The 16,188-nt window shown below is 62.3% G+C and carries 17 protein-coding genes; 11 read left to right on the top strand and 6 right to left on the bottom strand.

All coding sequences use genetic code 11. The features are described from left to right. The first annotated feature begins 383 nt into the window (after positions 1 to 383). Complete coding sequence (locus C7450_RS33495; protein WP_146227297.1) at positions 384 to 902, top strand: hypothetical protein; 519 nt, start codon at positions 384 to 386, stop codon at positions 900 to 902. Here the strand turns inward: C7450_RS33495 and C7450_RS08170 are convergent. From C7450_RS08170 to C7450_RS08155, 4 genes are read right to left on the bottom strand one after another with little or no spacing between them, the layout of a single operon-like run. Next, positions 832 to 1,851 (bottom strand): minor capsid protein, encoded by a 1,020-nt coding sequence (locus C7450_RS08170; protein WP_110373944.1) that lies wholly within the window; start codon positions 1,849 to 1,851, stop codon positions 832 to 834. The genes C7450_RS33495 and C7450_RS08170 overlap by 71 nt on opposite strands. After that, complete coding sequence (locus C7450_RS08165; RefSeq protein WP_110373943.1) at positions 1,848 to 3,293, bottom strand: DUF4055 domain-containing protein; 1,446 nt, start codon at positions 3,291 to 3,293, stop codon at positions 1,848 to 1,850. Before C7450_RS08165 ends, C7450_RS08170 begins: the two co-directional genes overlap by 4 nt. Then, positions 3,290 to 4,786, bottom strand: coding sequence for a phage terminase large subunit (gene terL, locus C7450_RS08160; protein ID WP_110373942.1), 1,497 nt, complete (start codon positions 4,784 to 4,786; stop codon positions 3,290 to 3,292). The genes C7450_RS08165 and terL overlap by 4 nt, the downstream gene beginning before the upstream one ends. Next, positions 4,755 to 5,207 carry a helix-turn-helix domain-containing protein gene (locus C7450_RS08155; RefSeq protein ID WP_110373941.1) on the bottom strand — a complete coding sequence of 151 codons (453 nt, stop codon included), beginning with the start codon at positions 5,205 to 5,207 and terminating at the stop codon, positions 4,755 to 4,757. Before C7450_RS08155 ends, terL begins: the two co-directional genes overlap by 32 nt. 74 nt (positions 5,208 to 5,281) lie before the next feature. On the opposite strand from C7450_RS08155, the gene C7450_RS08150 reads away from it, so the two are divergent. Beyond that, positions 5,282 to 6,058 carry a hypothetical protein gene (locus C7450_RS08150; RefSeq protein ID WP_110373940.1) on the top strand — a complete coding sequence of 259 codons (777 nt, stop codon included), beginning with the start codon at positions 5,282 to 5,284 and terminating at the stop codon, positions 6,056 to 6,058. A gap of 102 nt (positions 6,059 to 6,160) precedes the next feature. Beyond that, positions 6,161 to 7,879, top strand: a complete 1,719-nt coding sequence (locus C7450_RS08145; RefSeq protein ID WP_110373939.1) for a hypothetical protein — start codon at positions 6,161 to 6,163, stop codon at positions 7,877 to 7,879. Here C7450_RS08145 and C7450_RS08140 read toward each other — a convergent pair. Together C7450_RS08140 and C7450_RS33490 are read right to left on the bottom strand one after the other, a co-directional pair. Beyond that, a complete protein-coding gene (locus C7450_RS08140; protein ID WP_170147141.1) occupies positions 7,810 to 8,571 on the bottom strand; it encodes a ParB/RepB/Spo0J family partition protein in 762 nt (253 codons plus the stop codon). The genes C7450_RS08145 and C7450_RS08140 overlap by 70 nt on opposite strands. Beyond that, entirely contained in the window at positions 8,498 to 9,898 is a 1,401-nt protein-coding gene (locus C7450_RS33490; RefSeq protein WP_146227296.1) for a putative antirestriction adenine methyltransferase, read from the bottom strand. Before C7450_RS33490 ends, C7450_RS08140 begins: the two co-directional genes overlap by 74 nt. A 989-nt stretch (positions 9,899 to 10,887) precedes the next feature. Between C7450_RS33490 and C7450_RS08135 the strand changes: the two genes are divergently transcribed. From C7450_RS08135 to C7450_RS08100, 8 genes are all read left to right on the top strand, one after another. Continuing rightward, positions 10,888 to 11,763, top strand: a complete 876-nt coding sequence (locus tag C7450_RS08135) for a ParB/RepB/Spo0J family partition protein (protein WP_110373937.1) — start codon at positions 10,888 to 10,890, stop codon at positions 11,761 to 11,763. Positions 11,764 to 11,872: 109 nt separating this feature from the next. Beyond that, the gene (locus tag C7450_RS08130) at positions 11,873 to 12,511 is read left to right on the top strand and encodes a DUF6011 domain-containing protein (protein WP_110373936.1); all 639 of its coding nucleotides are present in this window, start codon (positions 11,873 to 11,875) and stop codon (positions 12,509 to 12,511) included. Next, positions 12,511 to 13,011 carry a helix-turn-helix domain-containing protein gene (locus C7450_RS08125; RefSeq protein ID WP_110373935.1) on the top strand — a complete coding sequence of 167 codons (501 nt, stop codon included), beginning with the start codon at positions 12,511 to 12,513 and terminating at the stop codon, positions 13,009 to 13,011. Before C7450_RS08130 ends, C7450_RS08125 begins: the two co-directional genes overlap by 1 nt. A gap of 10 nt (positions 13,012 to 13,021) precedes the next feature. Beyond that, positions 13,022 to 13,762 carry a DNA methyltransferase family protein gene (locus C7450_RS08120; protein ID WP_210206401.1) on the top strand — a complete coding sequence of 247 codons (741 nt, stop codon included), beginning with the start codon at positions 13,022 to 13,024 and terminating at the stop codon, positions 13,760 to 13,762. Between the two features lie 71 nt (positions 13,763 to 13,833). After that, on the top strand, positions 13,834 to 15,006 hold the full coding sequence (locus tag C7450_RS08115) for a DUF932 domain-containing protein (RefSeq protein WP_110373933.1): 1,173 nt from the start codon (positions 13,834 to 13,836) through the stop codon (positions 15,004 to 15,006). A gap of 62 nt (positions 15,007 to 15,068) precedes the next feature. After that, the gene (locus tag C7450_RS08110; protein WP_110373932.1) at positions 15,069 to 15,356 is read left to right on the top strand and encodes a hypothetical protein; all 288 of its coding nucleotides are present in this window, start codon (positions 15,069 to 15,071) and stop codon (positions 15,354 to 15,356) included. Beyond that, positions 15,353 to 15,679 (top strand): DUF6166 domain-containing protein, encoded by a 327-nt coding sequence (locus tag C7450_RS08105; RefSeq protein ID WP_110373931.1) that lies wholly within the window; start codon positions 15,353 to 15,355, stop codon positions 15,677 to 15,679. The genes C7450_RS08110 and C7450_RS08105 overlap by 4 nt, the downstream gene beginning before the upstream one ends. Further along, complete coding sequence (locus tag C7450_RS08100; protein WP_110373930.1) at positions 15,669 to 16,133, top strand: hypothetical protein; 465 nt, start codon at positions 15,669 to 15,671, stop codon at positions 16,131 to 16,133. Before C7450_RS08105 ends, C7450_RS08100 begins: the two co-directional genes overlap by 11 nt. The last annotated feature ends 55 nt before the right edge of the window (positions 16,134 to 16,188 follow it).

Genomic DNA, 16,188 nt, shown 5'->3' with positions numbered 1-16,188 from the left:
GGTTGCGAGACATCAATGACATGTAGTCCCGCAGGCATTCGCTGATCTACCGGCAGTGCCGGATGAAAAACTTGAGCCCGTGGCAGCGGGCGCAGGCCCACCAGAGCGAGCCGCCGTAGATGTTCCGCCCATCCTCTACGGTGCCCTTGCGAACCTGGATCAGGGCGGAGAACTCGTACTGAACCGAGTCGGAGCACTCTCGGCAGGCATAAGGCCGCGTCTCGCCTTTCGCGCGCGGCTTGCCAACGCGGGGCCGCGGGGCTTGCGGCTCGGGCTCTGCAGCTGGCCCGCCGTCTATGACGCGGAAACGAGACATCGCCGTAATATGACAGCGAGCGAATCACCGTGCAATCATGGCAAGTGCTCGATGTAGAGGGGGAGGCATGACACAGGCGCTGGAGCGGCTGTACACCGCGAGACGGGACCTGCAGCTTGCCAAGTTCTGTTGCGAGCATGTGCTCAGAAATGACTGGGACGCCGAAACGGTGAACTTCACTGGCCCGGTCGAGGATTTCTATCACCTACAGGCCTATATGACGGCGATGGTCGTCGCCTATGGACGCCCGTTCACCGACAGCGGATCGAAACATCGCCTTCCGCGCGAGTTTACGCCGCGCGCTTCAAAGCGCTGGCGCAACCTTCACGGCCGCGTCCTTGATGCCCGTCACAAAGCCTACGCGCACTCAGATCCCGGCCTTAACGAGGTCGCGCTGACCACCTCGCCGATCAACGTTACTTACACTCAGGTACTTCTGCTGTTCACACGTGAGGATCTTGAAGAACTATGCCAGATGATCGATGATGTGAGGGAGCGCCTGAAGGCAGAGATCGCTAGATATGTCTCTGAAGCCCCGCCCGCGCCCACGCCTCCGCCTCTCGCTTCTGGATCTCAACCAGCGTGAGCTCCTCGCCGGCCCGATTTACGAAACGGTCGATCTTGAGCTCGCCGTCGAGAAAAAGCTTCGCCTTGGTCGGCCCGAGGATGTCCTTCACGACTTCGCCGGGCTGGCGGCGCAGCCACGCGTCATAGGCGAGTTCCGATTCCCGCTTTGAGCCACGCGGCACGCCCACGATCGTCGAGCGGCAGTTTGGGTGGCCTGGCGGGACCGGTCCTTTGCCCGTCTCGTAGATCTGGCCAGCTCGAGCCCGGCAAATGGGGCTCGTCCGGCCATCCAGCACCGAGACCCACCGATAGCGCGGGAACAGCTGGATGTTCTCTTGCAGCGTCGCGTTGTGCGCGGCGTTCGTCACGTGATTGACGGCGGTGCGCACCACCATCTCGGCGGACCGACGGTTGATCTCGAAGACACCGTCCTTGAAGCTCGCTGCCCTGGTGCCACGGAGCCGGCGGATCATCTGGTCGATGCCCTCGCCTTCCGTGATGCCGATCAGGATCTGCTGCTTGACGCGGTCCAGAGTTGCCCGCTCGAGACCCGCCGCCCAGTCCTTGAGAAAGCGTCCCTGGAATGGGCGGCTGGTGACCAGGCTCCGCAGGGTCGCTGCCGACGGCACGTTGAACTGAAACCCCGCCCCCAGGGCCCGCGTGTACGCCTCGCGGCTCCAGTCGGCCTCGTGCTTGGCCGCATCCACCATGCCGGACGTGAGCTCGCCTCTCAGGGCTGCCTGGGCCTCGGCATTGAGGTCGCGGATGATCTTCAGGAGGTTCTGCAGCCGCTCGGACGTTGGGTCGAGCTCCCCTCCCCGATTGCCCAGGCGGTCGCGGATCTGGCGCTCCATGTCGTCCTCGACACGGGCGAGCAGCTTGGCGATGCGCAGCAGTACATGCGACGAGTAGCGCTCAAGTCCGACACGGTGGTAGGTCAGCGCCTCAGCGAGAGCTGCCTCATTCACGCGTCGTCACCCTCAGGGTCAGCCGGCTCGGGCTCAACGCCGCCATCGAGACCGCCCATCTGGAAGTCGGGCTCGCTGGCCAGCCGGCTATCTTCCTCGTCGGCGTCGAAGTCGGCGGACAGCACGCCCATGCGCTGCATTTCCTCGTAGGTGGTCAGGCGTGAGAGATCGCCGCGCCCGCGCAGGTCGAGGATCGCCTTGATGCGCTCGGCCTCGCCGGTCCCAAGCTGGAAGTCCGCGTTGACCATCACGAAGCCTGGCTCGTCGATGCCCGCCCACAAGCCCGTCACGACAAGAGCCTGATCCAGGGCGTCCTTCATCGCGAAGGACATTGCCTGGGCGGCCGAATGTGCCTCGGCCATCGAGATGGCGTTGAAGGTCGCGGTCACGTTGCCGGTCGTGGGCAGCAGCGGCTCCATCCCAAGAGCCTTCATCTCGACCTTGAGGGTTTCGAGATCCTGGTGCCCGGCCTGAATGGCGTTGCCTTGCGGCTCGACGTAGTACCATTTGCCGTTCGCGTCCGGCGTCTGCAGGACCTTCCGCGGGCCGACCACGAAGGGCTTGGGGTGGCCGTCGCTATCGACTTCCTGGGCCGTGCTGCCAGAGAGGGCCAGCATCGGGAAGCGCGCGAAGGTCAGAATGTTGCGCTGGTCGGAGGCTGACTGGAAATGCTCGAGGTTCTTGTTCGCGAGCTCCAGCAAGGGCGGAGCGGCCGTGTAGTCGTCCTCCATCTCGCCAGCGAAGTAAGAGATCAGAGGGACGCTGCTGAGGGGCCGCCCGCGGATCGTCATAGGGCGTTCGTCGGCGATGGCCCACGCGCCTTTACCGTCCGGCTTCCAGAGCCGGACAAGGCCGGGCTCCAGCTCCCGCACGACGGGCACGCGCTTCTGCACGAAGCCTTCGCGGATCGTTTCGCTCTCGAGAATGCGCGCGTAGGTGCAGACCATCTTGCCGCCGATCCGGGTCGCATCAGCGGCCAGGAGATTGAGCGCGGGCACGTGCATCCAGTAGGGCCGAGGCTCGAGCTGGCGCTCGGTCAGCGCATCGGCCTCCGCCGGCACGTCCGTATAGTCGACCAGGATATGCGATTGCCCGAAGGCGAGCGCATCCGCGAAGAAGGTCCGGGCGAAGCGATCGAGAGAGTTGCCCCGCAGATCGATGTCCTCGGTCCAGCCGTCGACGATCTCTGGCATGTCTTCCGACATGGAGAGCGGTTTGGCGAAGACGCGGCCGGTGATGTTGCGCACGGCCAGCCGAAAGGCCGGGTAGAGGAAGGACCGGCTCTTGCGGGCCGCGTAGGCCGCATCCGTCTCGGCCTCGTATTGCGGCAGGTATTCCGGCGTGCGGAGCGCCTTGGCACCCTTCAGCAACCCGGCGATGAGGCGCCAGTCGTCCGCCAGATCCTGTTGGGCGATGCCCGGTGTCAGCGGGTTAGCGCTCATGCGATCATGTCCCGAATGGCTGGTGTGCCGGTGCTGTTAAGGGCGAGGAATGCACCTGATGCAGCGTCGACCTGGTCGTCGTGCCGGCCGTTCGGGAACAAGCCGAACTCCTCGATGAAGTCGTGATTCCAGTCCGCCTTCAGGAGGACAACGTTGCCGGCCTCCGCCTGCCCCGCGAACGGGTCCGCGCGGGCGATCTTGTCCCCCATCTCGCCTTCCTGAGCGATGCGGGCCGGATAGGGTTGCAACAGCCTGACGAGGCGCTGCGCGACCATCTTGCCAGCCGCACCTGGATCTTGTGGGACCCACTGCGTGACACCCATCCCGTCCTGGCGGGCCGTGTTCAGGATCGCCTGCTCAACTTCCAGCGGCGAGCCGCGGAGCCGAACGACATCCTCGATCCAGAGCATGCCGTCGTGGGTCTTCAGCATCCGCACGCCGACGGTCCAGTCAGGGTCGGACTTCGGGCGCTTTTCGGTGGCTGCAAGATCCCAGCGTCGCGCCCGCACGCCGCCGCCAGGTGCCGCGCGCTGGATGACGAACCACCACTTCTTGAAGAGGCCGCCTTCGCGGGGTGCCGGACGCTGCTGGAGCTGGCCGGCGGTCGCATACGGCCCGAACTCGATTTCGCGCTCGCGATGAGCCTCGGGCGTGAAGCGATCAGACCAGAGAAGGTCACCCTCCCCGCGCGGGTCCGTGAACCCAATCGATGACCGCACCGGATGCGGATGCGTCCGCTCGTAGACCTCCGGCAGGCAAAGGTGATCCCAACCCATCTCGCGAGATAGGATGTAACCGGTCAGGTCCTGCTCGTGCAGGCGCTGCATGACAAGGATGAAGACGCCGTTGACCGGGTCATTGACGCGGCTCTTGATCGTCTCGCTGTAGGTGACGAGCGTGGCCTCGCGACTGGCGTCCGACATGCCTGACGTGGGGTGCGGATCGTCGATCATGACGATGTCGCCGCCCTCACCCAGGCTGCCGGCGTTGGTGGAGCCCGTGTAGCGGGCGCCCATCGCGGTGTTGCGATAGCGTCCTTTGGCGCCCTCATCCGGCGCGAATGCGACGCGGCGGCCCCAGTGCCCTTGATACCAGGGGCTCGTCATCACACGCCGCGACAGCATGGCGTCACGTTCGGACAGGTCGACCTTGTGCGAGAAGGTCAGGAACTTGACGCCAGGCCCCATCCAGGTGCCGGGCCGTATGGGAAGCCCGTGTCCCTCATTGTTCGGATCTGGGTTCTGGGCCCACACCCAGGAGGGGAAGAAGACGCCGCAGGACAGCGATTTCATGTGCCGCGGCGGGATATTGATGATCAGGCGCCGGATCTCGCGCCGCGCCACGGCTTCCAGATGGTCCGCAATGGCGTCGATGTGCCAGTTGTGCTGGTAGCTGGCCGTCTCGACCGTATGCCAGCCGCGCTTGATGTATTCGGAAAGGCGGCCCTCGGCGATCCTGCGGTCAAGCTCCTGCAGGCTGGGGATTTGCGGCACGCTTCGCGAGCTCTTCAAGTCTGAGGGCGTCGTCGACTGAAAGATTGTCCGCGCTGACCTGCACGCTCACCGGCCGGCCGTTCGGCCCCGTCACCTCAGAGCGCTCCACGTAGCCGCGCTGCTTGCCCTTCGTCTTCAGGTAGAAGATCAGGGCCGTCATGTTCTTGTCCCGAATCTGCTCCAGCAGGCCGGCCTCGGCGAGATCGAGCGTCTCCTCCTCGATCTCTCGGCGGACATCGTGCAGCTCTGGGTGCCGGTCGAAATACTGGTAGAGGGCGGTGCGTGAGATCTTCAGACGGGCGGCAGCGAGGCTGATGACGCCGGCTGCCTGGCGCAGCGCTTCTGCGATGGTCGGGACATCGAACTGCTCCCGCCGCCCGCCGAGACGCTCGCGGGGCGCTGTGGTGTCTTTATTCGTCAAGTTTGATAACCCTTCCGCTGAGCGGGATACTCACGCGAGTCGATCAACGAAGGCGTAGAGCGGGAATTTTGGCCATGGCTGAAGAAAAGCGCGAAGCTCTCAAGTCGGAGTTCGACGGGATCAAGCTGACTGTGCCAGGAACTTCACAGGCCTATTTTTCAGGCGCGCCGCGGAAGCGTCCTGTAGGTATCGAAGTCCGAGAGCTGTTCCTTGAAGGTATCGTATCCCGCGACGAGGCGGGCGAAACAAGACACATGCAAACCTTGTATGGCCGAGGGACAATAGACCCAGGGACTCGCCTCAGAGTGGCCGGCTGGGGGGATGGCTGCGACGAGCTTGTCATTGGCATCCATCGCTCCCCGACGCCAGGCACAGTGCGCCCATGGGAGGCGCGTATATCATTTCATCCCGTCGACGATGAAGGCATGCTCCGGGACGAATGGTGGTGTGACTTCTTCCTCGGGGACCACGAGTTCGACGCCCTTGTCGCAGCGCACCGAGCAGGAGAAGTGGAGACACTCCACGCACAGGTGAGGCTTGACGCTTGGGTGACAGAATATGATCTGTCGCCACACCCTGATGAAACCCTTTCTCGCTACCTTGTCCCGCGACGCGAACACGCCAGCAAATCGCCTGAACCAGCCCATGGGGAAGTTCGAAGACTGATTTGGAAGGACCTTAAGGCGCCTGAGCAGGACGAGCCGAGAACCACAATCGAGACGAAGGCGGACCCCGCTGTGAGCACGGTGGCCTCAGCAGAACTGGGTGCCTACCTGTTCCGGCTCGAGAAGACGTGCAGGTACGGTGCGATTCTCGTGGCGGCTGCCATCGTGGTCGGTTGGTTCACATAGCCTCGATCGGGGTCCAAATCGGTCGAATTCTTTTCGGGCGAAATTTTGATAACTCTCATCAGCCACGCAAGGGCACCGAGGGGGATCGCGAAAGGGGGACCCATGTCACTGAAAGAATTGAAGCCGGCGATCGAGCGCTTCTTGTACGCGCCGCGGCCAGAGGTTCTATGTGTTGTCGGCGCCTGGGGGGCGGGGAAGACCCACGCATGGAAATGGATTGCGGAACAGGCATCTCAAACGCCTGATCGCGCGCTGCGGGATTACGCCTACGTGTCGCTGTTTGGCTTAAAAAGCCTCGACGAGGTGAAGACCGCCATTTTGACGAACACAGTGCCTGCGTCAGAGATGAGAAAGCCACCGAGCTCGGCCCAGTTCATGAAAACGTGGGCGGGATCGCCAGGACGGCGTTCAACAATGGCGGAGGTTGCGAAGAAATTGCCGCTGGGCGGCCTTCAGCATGCAGCTCTAGCGCTCATGTTCCTTGATCTAAGAAACATTACGATATGCCTCGATGATCTGGAGCGCGCGGCGATCCCAATGAGCGATGTCCTCGGGCTCGCATGCCAACTCAAGGACGCGCACGGATGTAATGTGGGGCTGATATTGAATGAAGAACGATTGGAGAAGTCGGAGAGGACTACCTTCGACGCTCAGATCGAAAAGGTGGCTGACACTCTAATCCGGTTTGAACCAACACCTGAGGACGTCGCGCGGATCGCTTTAGATGAGAGATACTCATTTCACGACGAGCTGTTTGACCGTGTGTGCGCCCTGAGGATCAAGAACATCCGAACCGTGCAAAAGGCCGAACGGCATTGCCAACAAGCCTTGGAAATCTTGAAAGACTTTGGACCACCAATTCATGTTCAGGTGGTGCAAACACTTGCTCTGGCGGTGTTCAGCAAGTTCCAGCCTATCGATGCCCCGCCTATGAGCATGGTTAAAGACACAAGTTCTTGGCTTCTGAAGGCCATGAAGGAAGCGGAGGGTAAGGAGGGGCCCGAGCAAGATGGACTTGCCGAGAAGCGCCAGGTCCTGGCCGCATACGGGTTTTATTTCGATCGCCGATTAGACGCCGCGCTTATTGACGGCGTGGATCGTGGATACTTCGATGTGGATCAGCTGTTGAAAGAAGCTCGGGCTAAGGCCGCAGACATAGGAAAAGAGGAAGCAGTTAACAGTGTTCGGGCCGCTTGGCAGAACGTGACCTACTCGTTCGATTCTGAGGCCGGGGATCCAGTGGCAGAGCTATGCGCGACGATCTGCCGACATCTCGGTCACCTTCGGGTGAGTACCCTCGATCAAGCAATCACCTTGTTCTCCGAGCTTGGCAGAAGCGATCTTTCAGACCAGCTGCTCGGCGCCGTGGATCTTTTCTCCGGTGACTTTGACTACGAATATGCCGACATGGATGACGAAGTTAGATCGTTCAAAAGCTCCAGGCTCAAGGAACTGCTGCTCAGACGCGACAGCGCGCAAGCCCCTCGGCCGCTCGCGGAACTCCTCGTTGCAATTTCCAAAGGCGCGCTCAGCGACAAGCTGATTCAAGAGGCCGGCCAATACGAGGTTGCCGCCTACCACGACCTGTTCTCAAACAAATCGGGAAACGAGCTCCAAGCCCTGATTGCTGGTGGATTGAAATTTCGCCAAATGACCAACCCGACCGCGGACATGCGAGCTGTCGTTGAACGAGCAACCGTCGCCCTTCAGATGCTCGGCAGCCTAAGCGATCTCAACGCATACCGCGTGCGTCAGTTCGGCGTGGAAATCCCAGCGGTCCCGGCCTCTGCGTGCGAAGCAAGCGCATCTTCACCGAGTTGATCGAGACGCTCCAACGCCAGCTCGCTCATGACCAGGAACGCGAGCGCGGAGTTGACGATCCCGCGCTCGACTTTCACGCGCACAATGGCATCGAAGAGGGCATCGAAGTCTGCCAGGCGCGCCACGTGCGTTGCCCTCACCTTCTGAGCGCCGGCTTTCAGCCTGTCGATGTTGGCTTCCAGGGTCTGGGCATCATCAGGCAGGAAGGACAGCCGGATCTCCTCGTAGGTAGGATTCTGACTCGACAGGGCGGTGAGGTCGATGCGGTCGACGCCGTCCAGAATGTCGTCGGTCAGGCCAGAGAACATTTTCGCGTCGAGCGACAGGCTCCGGTACATGTCCTGCAGGATGGACGGGTTGTCCTTGCCCGTAATCGCATTGTGCGAGAGCTGCAGGGCCGCCTTGCGGTCCTCGTCCAGCGGAGTCGTGATAACGATGACGTCGATTTCTTCGACGCCGGCCGCGACCGCCGCTTCTGTCCGGTGATGGCCTGACAGGATCTCCAGGCTGCCGTCCGAGTTCTGGCAGGCCAGCACCGCGGACGTCAGGGCGCCATCAGTCGAGACGTTATCGACGAGCCGCTTGAACTCGCCGGGGTCCATATAGCGGGCATTCACTTCACGCGGCTTCAGGCGCCGGGGATCGATGCGCCTTTGTTCCGTCGCGAGCTGCGGCCACTTGCGCTTCGCCATCGCGATTCCACCACCATTCATAGGCCTGCTGAGGGGACTCATCGCGCACGGGCGAGCCGTAGTTGATGAGATAGCGGCTTGTACCGTCCGGGTTCTCCCGGCGGTTGATGACTTTCCAGCTGCCCCGGTACTTCATGGCCTCCGGATGATCCGAGAAGGCCGTGGTCAGCAGTCGGTCGAAGTGCTCCAGGGTAGCCCGCTCGAAGGGACGGATGACGCTACGCAGGGTTGCTATGCGGGCGATCAGCTTTGCCAGCCGCCCTGCCCTCGTGGTCGCGAAGTCACTCAGCAGGTAAAGCTGGTCGGCCGTCTCTGGCGTGAACGCGAAGGTGGAGCGCTGATAGATGATCGCGCCAGCGAGCATGTCGTCCAGGAAGACGAGAGCCTGGTAGTCGCCGGACGCGAACTGGATGGACTTCTGCAGATACGTGCTGCGGAGGAAGTCGACCTGCGCGCCAGTTGCCTTGACGATCCGAACTTCGGTTGCCGGGCCGAGCCGTGTGAGATCGATCGGCCTGTACGCGAAGGGTTTCCCGCCGTAGCGCCGCACCCGGAAACTCGTCTCCTTGGCGCGGCCATAGCCATAGATGACGCGCTTCCCTGCCTGGTCAAGGCGGATGACCGGGTCGAGACCGTCCACCGGCTGGTCGCAGTAGACGAAATAGGGCGAGGCACTATTCTCCAGCCCGCGCACGACCTCGCCGATGTCCTTCGGGTCGAACATCCGGTACGGCGGCGGCTGCCAGTCGACGTTGGCGTGCAGCACCTCGAACAGCTTCTCGTAGCCGCCCCGGAAGGTCGGCGGATAGGCGATGACCCCCGCGCCGCGCTCGATAGCCTCAGCGATGTGATCGCGGAAGTCCCCGCCGAAGTAGCTCGTAATGCGCATCTGGTGCAGCACCTTGTCGAGCTTCGGCCGGGTCGCCTGGACGAGATCCCAGAAATGCTCTCGGTAATGGGCCGCGTGCGCGACCTTGAACCTGTTGGCCTTGCCGCGCAGGAAGGCCGAATAGTCCAGTGCAACCAGGATCGCGGCCATCCGGTCGCGCGGGTCCTGAAGGCCAAGGTTCTCGATGAAGGCGAGATCGCCCTTGAACGTGAAGTCGAGCGGCTCAGTCGTCGCCAAGCGCCCAAGCGCTGTCGAGAAGAGACTGACGTCGTTGGAGCGCACAACCAGGTCGGGAAACCGCCCGGCCAAGCCGCGCTCCGTCCTGAACGTGCCCGAACAGGCGACGAAGACCTCCTTCCATTCATCGGGCCGGCAAAGCCGTATGATCGCCCCTACGAGCGTCGCGGGCACCACGCCCAGAAAGCCGCGTGCGAACATGGGTCACCTGAGGGAGGGTGGAGCGGCGCCGAGGAGTTGAACCTCGTCTCGGCAGGGGGTGCCCGCCGGTCTCGACGGAGGCGCCGCGCAACCTAATCTGTGATTCCGTTAAATGGCGGACGTTCAATGGCCGCTCTTACAGCCGCGACTATCGTGTTCCGATCTACTCCTGGCGCGCTCGCGTGAGTGATCGCTCCACGCCGTTGTACAGCTGGGGCAAAAAGGCCCAACCCATACCGCTGGGGGCTTCTCAGCCCCCAATAGCGACTGGAGCGCAGGCAAATGACGACTCGCTCTCCACGTTCCGCCTGTGGGAAAAGTATGTCCTGCGCCCACCCGAGGCATGCCCGGCTGGAGGGCAACGCCGCCAAGTATGTATAGTCGGTCATTTGCGAAGAATGGTACGGGCACATATTCAGATAGGCGATCTTGTCACGCAGGTGCCGCCACTCACCGAATATTCGCGTGCGCTCTTCCCACCATTCCCAAGCCGGCCGGTGCTCATCAGGCCCTAGCAGCGGCGAATAGCCAGATCGCGCCTGGAAATAACGAAACTGCGCGTTTAGATCGCCTGCGTCCAAATGATCTTGCGCGCTCAGACCTGGATTTAGAAATAGCAAAACGACCCGAGCGGTTCTTAGTGGGCCGCCCCAAGGCAATGGAAGGCACCCCAGATCGAATGGACAGTCAGCTAGCGTGGCGTTCACAAGCCTACCGAGCACTTCCAGGTCTTTGGGATGCACCCTGGCTTCGCCCGGAACTCCGCGCCAATACTCGAAAATGTCTAGTGTCACCCTAAACCCCGCCCGCTTGATCCAGCGCCTTGAACTCTTTCCCAGTCAGCTAGCGAAGGTCAAGGTCGAGGACTGGCACAATTTCGTCGCCCAGGTGGCAGCGCTAGCCAATCGCATGCAAATATCTGTAAATAAAGTGCTTTTTCAGTTTTTGACATCTATAATATTCCGGTTCCCCCTACCACGGAGCCAGAGATGTTAAAGCGCATTCCGCTTGAGAGGGTCGTTCCGAACCCCGACCAGCCTCGCAAAGAATTTGAAACCAAGGCTCTCCACGAGCTCGCTGCCTCGATTCTGCAGAACGGGCTGATGCAGCCCATCACGGTGACGCCGCGAGGCGACGGCACGTTCATGATCATTGCGGGTGAGCGGCGCTGGCGTGCGCACTGCCTGCTCGCCGGTCGTGGCCAGTTGGAGGATCAATCGATCCTAGCCCATGTTCGCAGGACGACCGATGACGAGGTGGCCGTCATGGCCATCGTCGAAAACCTGCAACGCCAAGACATCAGCCCGCTTGAGGAAGCGACAGCCTTCCAGGCGATGGTCGATCGCGGCTATGCGGTCGAGAAGCTGGCCGAGATGCTCGGGTGTGACGCCTATCGCATCCGCGAGAAGCTCGCCCTGCTGGGGTTAGACGAACAACTCCGCAAGCTGGTCCAGACCGGACAGCTCGGATACACGACCGGCGCTCTGATTGGACGCCTTGAGAAGCATCAGCAGCAAACCATTGCGAGCGGAATTGCGAAGGGCAAGATCGGCAGCGGTTATTACGACGTCGCCGCGGCAGTCAAAGCCTTCCAGAATCCCGAGACCCAGCAGAACCTGATGGACTTGCCTGTTGTCTCTCAGAAGGATCAGGAAGCTTTGTCGGCACTCGAGCGCAAGATCGAACAGATCAGCGTGATGGTGGCGGCAGGTTTCAAAGACGGCGAATGCGTCGCCGCACAGCGCGTTGATCCGAACCGCTACAAGCTGATGATCGAGAAGCTGGCCCTTATCAAGACGGCGATCTACCGCATGGAGCGGCAACTGCGCGATGCTGACGCCCAGGCCGCGCTCTTCGCCGCCTGAGGCATAAATGCATCAACGGGAGCTTTGAAGGCTACTTTCTCGCTTTTTGTTTGCCTTTAATGATGTAATCATACATCATTCTTGCATATCCCCTACCACGGAGATCGTGATGGATACCTTCACGGAACCAGCGCTCAATGCTTTGAGCGCGGCGGTCGCGCGCCTGAGCGGCAGCGACCGCTCATTCGCAGAAAGCTTGCTCTCGCAAGCCGCGAGCCGCCCGCTATCCGACAAGCAAATGTTCTGGGTCAGAGAACTGACCGGCCGTGCGTCGCAGCCGAAGCCTGCCCCCGTCGACATTGGCGAGATGGCCGGCATCCTGCGGTTGTTCGACACTGCTCAGAAGCACCTGAAGCGCCCAGCGATCGTGCTGCAGGTGGCTGGCGTCGGCGAGGTCCGCATTTCGCGCGCAGGGGTCAACGCCCGCGTGCCCGGCTCGCTGAACGTGTCCGAGAATGCCCCCTATGGCGTTGGCCGCTGGTTCGGACGCGTGCTCACCAGCGGGCAGTTCGAGACCAGGGGCTGCGCACCGGACGGATTGGTAGAAGGGCTCAAGGCATTCGCCGAGGACCCCGCTGGAGTCGCTTCCGAGCACGGCCGGATGACCGGGCGCTGCTGCTTCTGCAACAGCAAGCTGACCGACGAGCGATCGACCGGTGTGGGGTACGGGCAGACTTGCGCCAAGCACTTCGGCCTGCCCTGGGGCGCCAAAGTCCCGAGCGATGATCTCTTCGCGAGGGCGCTGTGATGGAGACGCAGTCCCCACAGGCCATGCCTGAGCGCGTCGAGACGGCGGCGAAGGCGACGAGGCAGACGCTGGCGGCTATCGCTCAGGCTCACGGGCTTCGGTACAGCGATCTGTGGTCGCGTTCTCGAGAGAAGAACTACTTCCTCGCCCGCCGGGACGCCTACCAGTACCTGCACGACGTCAAGAGCTTCAGCCTCTCGCGGATCGGGCTGTACTTCGGGTTTCATCACACGACGGTCATGAACGCCCTCGGCCGAGGTGACCGCCCGCGCGATCGAGCTGCTCGACGAGAAGTCTTGCTCGACCGGATGGCAATGGCGATCGCCGCAGCCCCCGCCACTCTCTCTGATCGGCGAGCCCTTCGCGCTGTCCTGCTGAAGGACGGCGTCACCAACGACGAGATCAACCGCCTGTTCACCCTGGCAATCGTGCGCGCCCGCAGGCTGCGACGCGCCGAGGATGAAAGCCAAGCCCAACTGGAGACCTCAAATGCTCGTTGAACAAGACGTTATGACCGCGCTCAGCGCCGCGGAAACGCAAGGCAATTGCCTCCGCCTCGTGGGACAGCTGGAGCGCAAGCTCTACCTAAGCGTGAATAAGGTGCTCGAAGCCGCGGGCGGCAAGTGGAGTGCCAAGGCCAAGGCTCACGTGTTCGATGGCGATGCGGCGGACGTCATTGAGCCCATTCTGCTCACCGGCACGTATCAGCGGACGAAGCAGGATTTCGGCCAGTTCGACAGTCCGCCCGAGGTCGTCGCCGCGCTTATGGCCCTAGCAGGCATCCAGCCCGGCATGAAGGTGTACGAGCCGAGCGCCGGCATCGGGAACATCGTCGAGGGTGTCGTCGGCGAGCTCAAAGGCGGCGCGACCGTCTTTGCGAATGAGATCGATCCGAAGCGCCTGACCGTGTGCCGCGAGCGCTTCTTCAATGCGTTCGGCGCAGGGGGGCTGACCTGTCGGGATTTCCTCTCGATTGACCCAGCCCCGGTCTTCGACCGAGTGGTGATGAACCCGCCCTTCGCGAAGCAGGCCGACATCTCTCATGTCCTGCATGCCGCCCAGTTTCTCAAGGCGGGCGGGCGGCTCGTCTCGGTGATGAGTGCGGGCGTCACATTCCGTCAGGACGGCAGGACCAAGCGCTTTCGCGAGTTCCTCACCGAGCGTGCCGGCGAGATCCAAGCCTTGCCCGCTAACGCTTTCCGCGAGTCCGGGACATCCGTGAACACGGTGATCGTCGCTTTCGACCAGTGACGCCAGCCCGCGCCGGCTCGCGAGGGCCGGCCAGGGGTGCCGTTGCACCTTCCCTACCACAGGAGATCACGATGAACGTTCACACGAGCCCATATCGCGTCGGTAATTTTGAGCAGGGCGAGATGCGTGGCGATGTCTCGCGCCAATGGTTCGCTAGGCCGGCCGATGAACGGTTTCTGAGCCTCGACGATCTGAGTGCCTGCGTTCACACCCGCGCTGCGGCCTCAGTCGAGGCCCGTGTTGCGACGAAGACGATCGAGCTGTTCGCTCCCGAGCCAAAGAGTGTGGAAGACGCTCACAAGCTCTATGTAGCCCAGCCTGCGGGCCTCGTGCCCTTCACGCACTGGTCATTCAGCCAGGTCGCGACGTTGGCGAAGGCCCCGGCTGGCTTCCTGCGCGAATTGCCGGCTCAGATGGTTGCCGATGTCTTGACCTATAGGCTGCGGTTCGCGCGCGAGGCCGAACAGATCAAGCTCTATTCGACACCGGAGGAACTCAGGGCCGCCACCGGCCCGGACTATGGCCGCATCTATGACCACGAGGTGGTGGCTGCCGTTCAGCAGATAGCCGGCAACGGAACGGGCGATACGAACTGGAAAGTGCCTGGCGTCCTGAACTGGCGCACGCACATGTACGATCCTGAGGCGCCCGTCACGACCGACAGCACGACGCTTTACGCGTCGGACCGCGACGTCTTCATTTTCCTCGTCGATGACCGAAACCCGATCGAGGTCGGGAAGCTGCCCGACGGATCGCCGGATCTAATGTTCCGCGGCTTCTACGTGCAGAACTCCGAGGTCGGCTCCCGCGCTCTCAAGCTTGCGGCCTTCTACCTGCGAGCCGTCTGCATGAACCGCAATCTCTGGGGCGTCGAGGGGTTCGAGGAAGTATCGATCCGCCACACCCGGCTCGCGCCCTCTCGCTTCATCGAGGAGATCCGCCCCGCGCTGCAGTCCTTCGCAAATGGCTCAGACAATAAGCTCATCGAGGGTGTTCAAGCCGCGAAAGACGCCAAGATTGCCGACAACGACGAGGAAGCCCTCGCGTGGCTTCAGAACCGCGGCCTGTCCAGCAAGAGGGCTAAGGACCTCATCGCCATCGTGGAGCGAGACGAGCAGCACCCCGTGCGTTCGGTCTGGGATGCCGCGCAGGGCATGACGCGCATGTCTCAGGACGTTCTGCACCAGGACGCGCGCCTCGACCTGGAGCTCGAAGCCAAGCGCTGGCTCGACAAGGTCGCGTAATCCCTTCCCCACCCCGAAACATCGGCCTGGGAGCCGCCCAGGCCGTCAAATGTGAGGCTCCAATGGATTCAAACCAGGACATTCGACTGTTGCTTCAGGACGTGGGAAGCACCATGAACGCCCATCTGAAGCAATGGCATGCTCGGGGGCAAACGACCCAGGAAATCGACGCCAGCCTTCTCAGCTTCGCAACGCAGATCGCTGGTGCGACGATCGGGATCGTTTGCGGCCACTACGTCGATTCAGGCCGCGTTCTCAGCGAATCCTTGCCCGAGGCGGTGGCCCAGATCGCGACCATCGCCGCCTCGGCGCTGGAAAAAGAGGAGACTAGGCAAGCGGGGGTGCAATGAAGTCCTACACCGCCCGCCAATTTGGGATCGTGTCGATCACTGAGGGCGCCACGCTGCGCCCTCTCCCTCCCCGCCTCGACCTACGCGATCACAGCCCTACCGGTTTTGCCTGGGGCTATGGGGGCTCGGGTCCCGCGCAACTCGCCCTTGCCCTACTGTGCGACGTGCTGGGCGATGAGGCGCGCGCCCTCCGGCTCTATCAGCGCTTCAAGTTCCGCGCGATTGCGCCTCTCCCCCAGAACGAACCCTTCCGCATGACATCCGAAGATGTGCTCGCCCATGTGCGAGACATCGAAGCCGAGGAGGCCAGGTATGCCGTTTGATAATCAGAAGCTTTTCGAGCTCGCACACGGCTATGCAGCCGGTTCGTTTCATGATCGCGGCCAAGTGCTCACCACGTTCTTCATGCAAAGCCCGGCCGGCGATCTCGTCATCATCGAGGCGCCATTCGAGAACGATCGGCACAGAGGCATCGTCTTGAACGCGCTGCGGAACAGCTTCCGTGAGGCTGGCATTCCGCGGTACGCCGTGGTCAGCGAAGCGTGGATCGCAAGCGCCGACGACGGCCGGCCCCCTGTTGCGCCCAAGGATAGCGAAGATCGCCAGGAAGGCGTGCTGGTCATCGCGGCCGATCACTCAGGGCATGTGGCCGGGCGGTGCCTGATCGAGCGCCCCTGGGACGGCAGTCACCCGACACTAGGCCCGCTGGAGACCTGGAATTGCGGAAGCGGCGCTCTCACGAACCTGCTCCACGACAGCTCCCCAGCGGAGGCATAAATAACTGACAAATAACGCTTTTAAGTGGTCCTGCGAGCGTATTGATGTATACTTA

Source organism: Chelatococcus asaccharovorans, assembly GCF_003201475.1.
GTDB classification, from domain to species: domain Bacteria; phylum Pseudomonadota; class Alphaproteobacteria; order Rhizobiales; family Beijerinckiaceae; genus Chelatococcus; species Chelatococcus asaccharovorans.
Note: the sequence above shows the minus strand (reverse complement) of the source record. Positions and strands in the feature narration are given on the sequence as shown.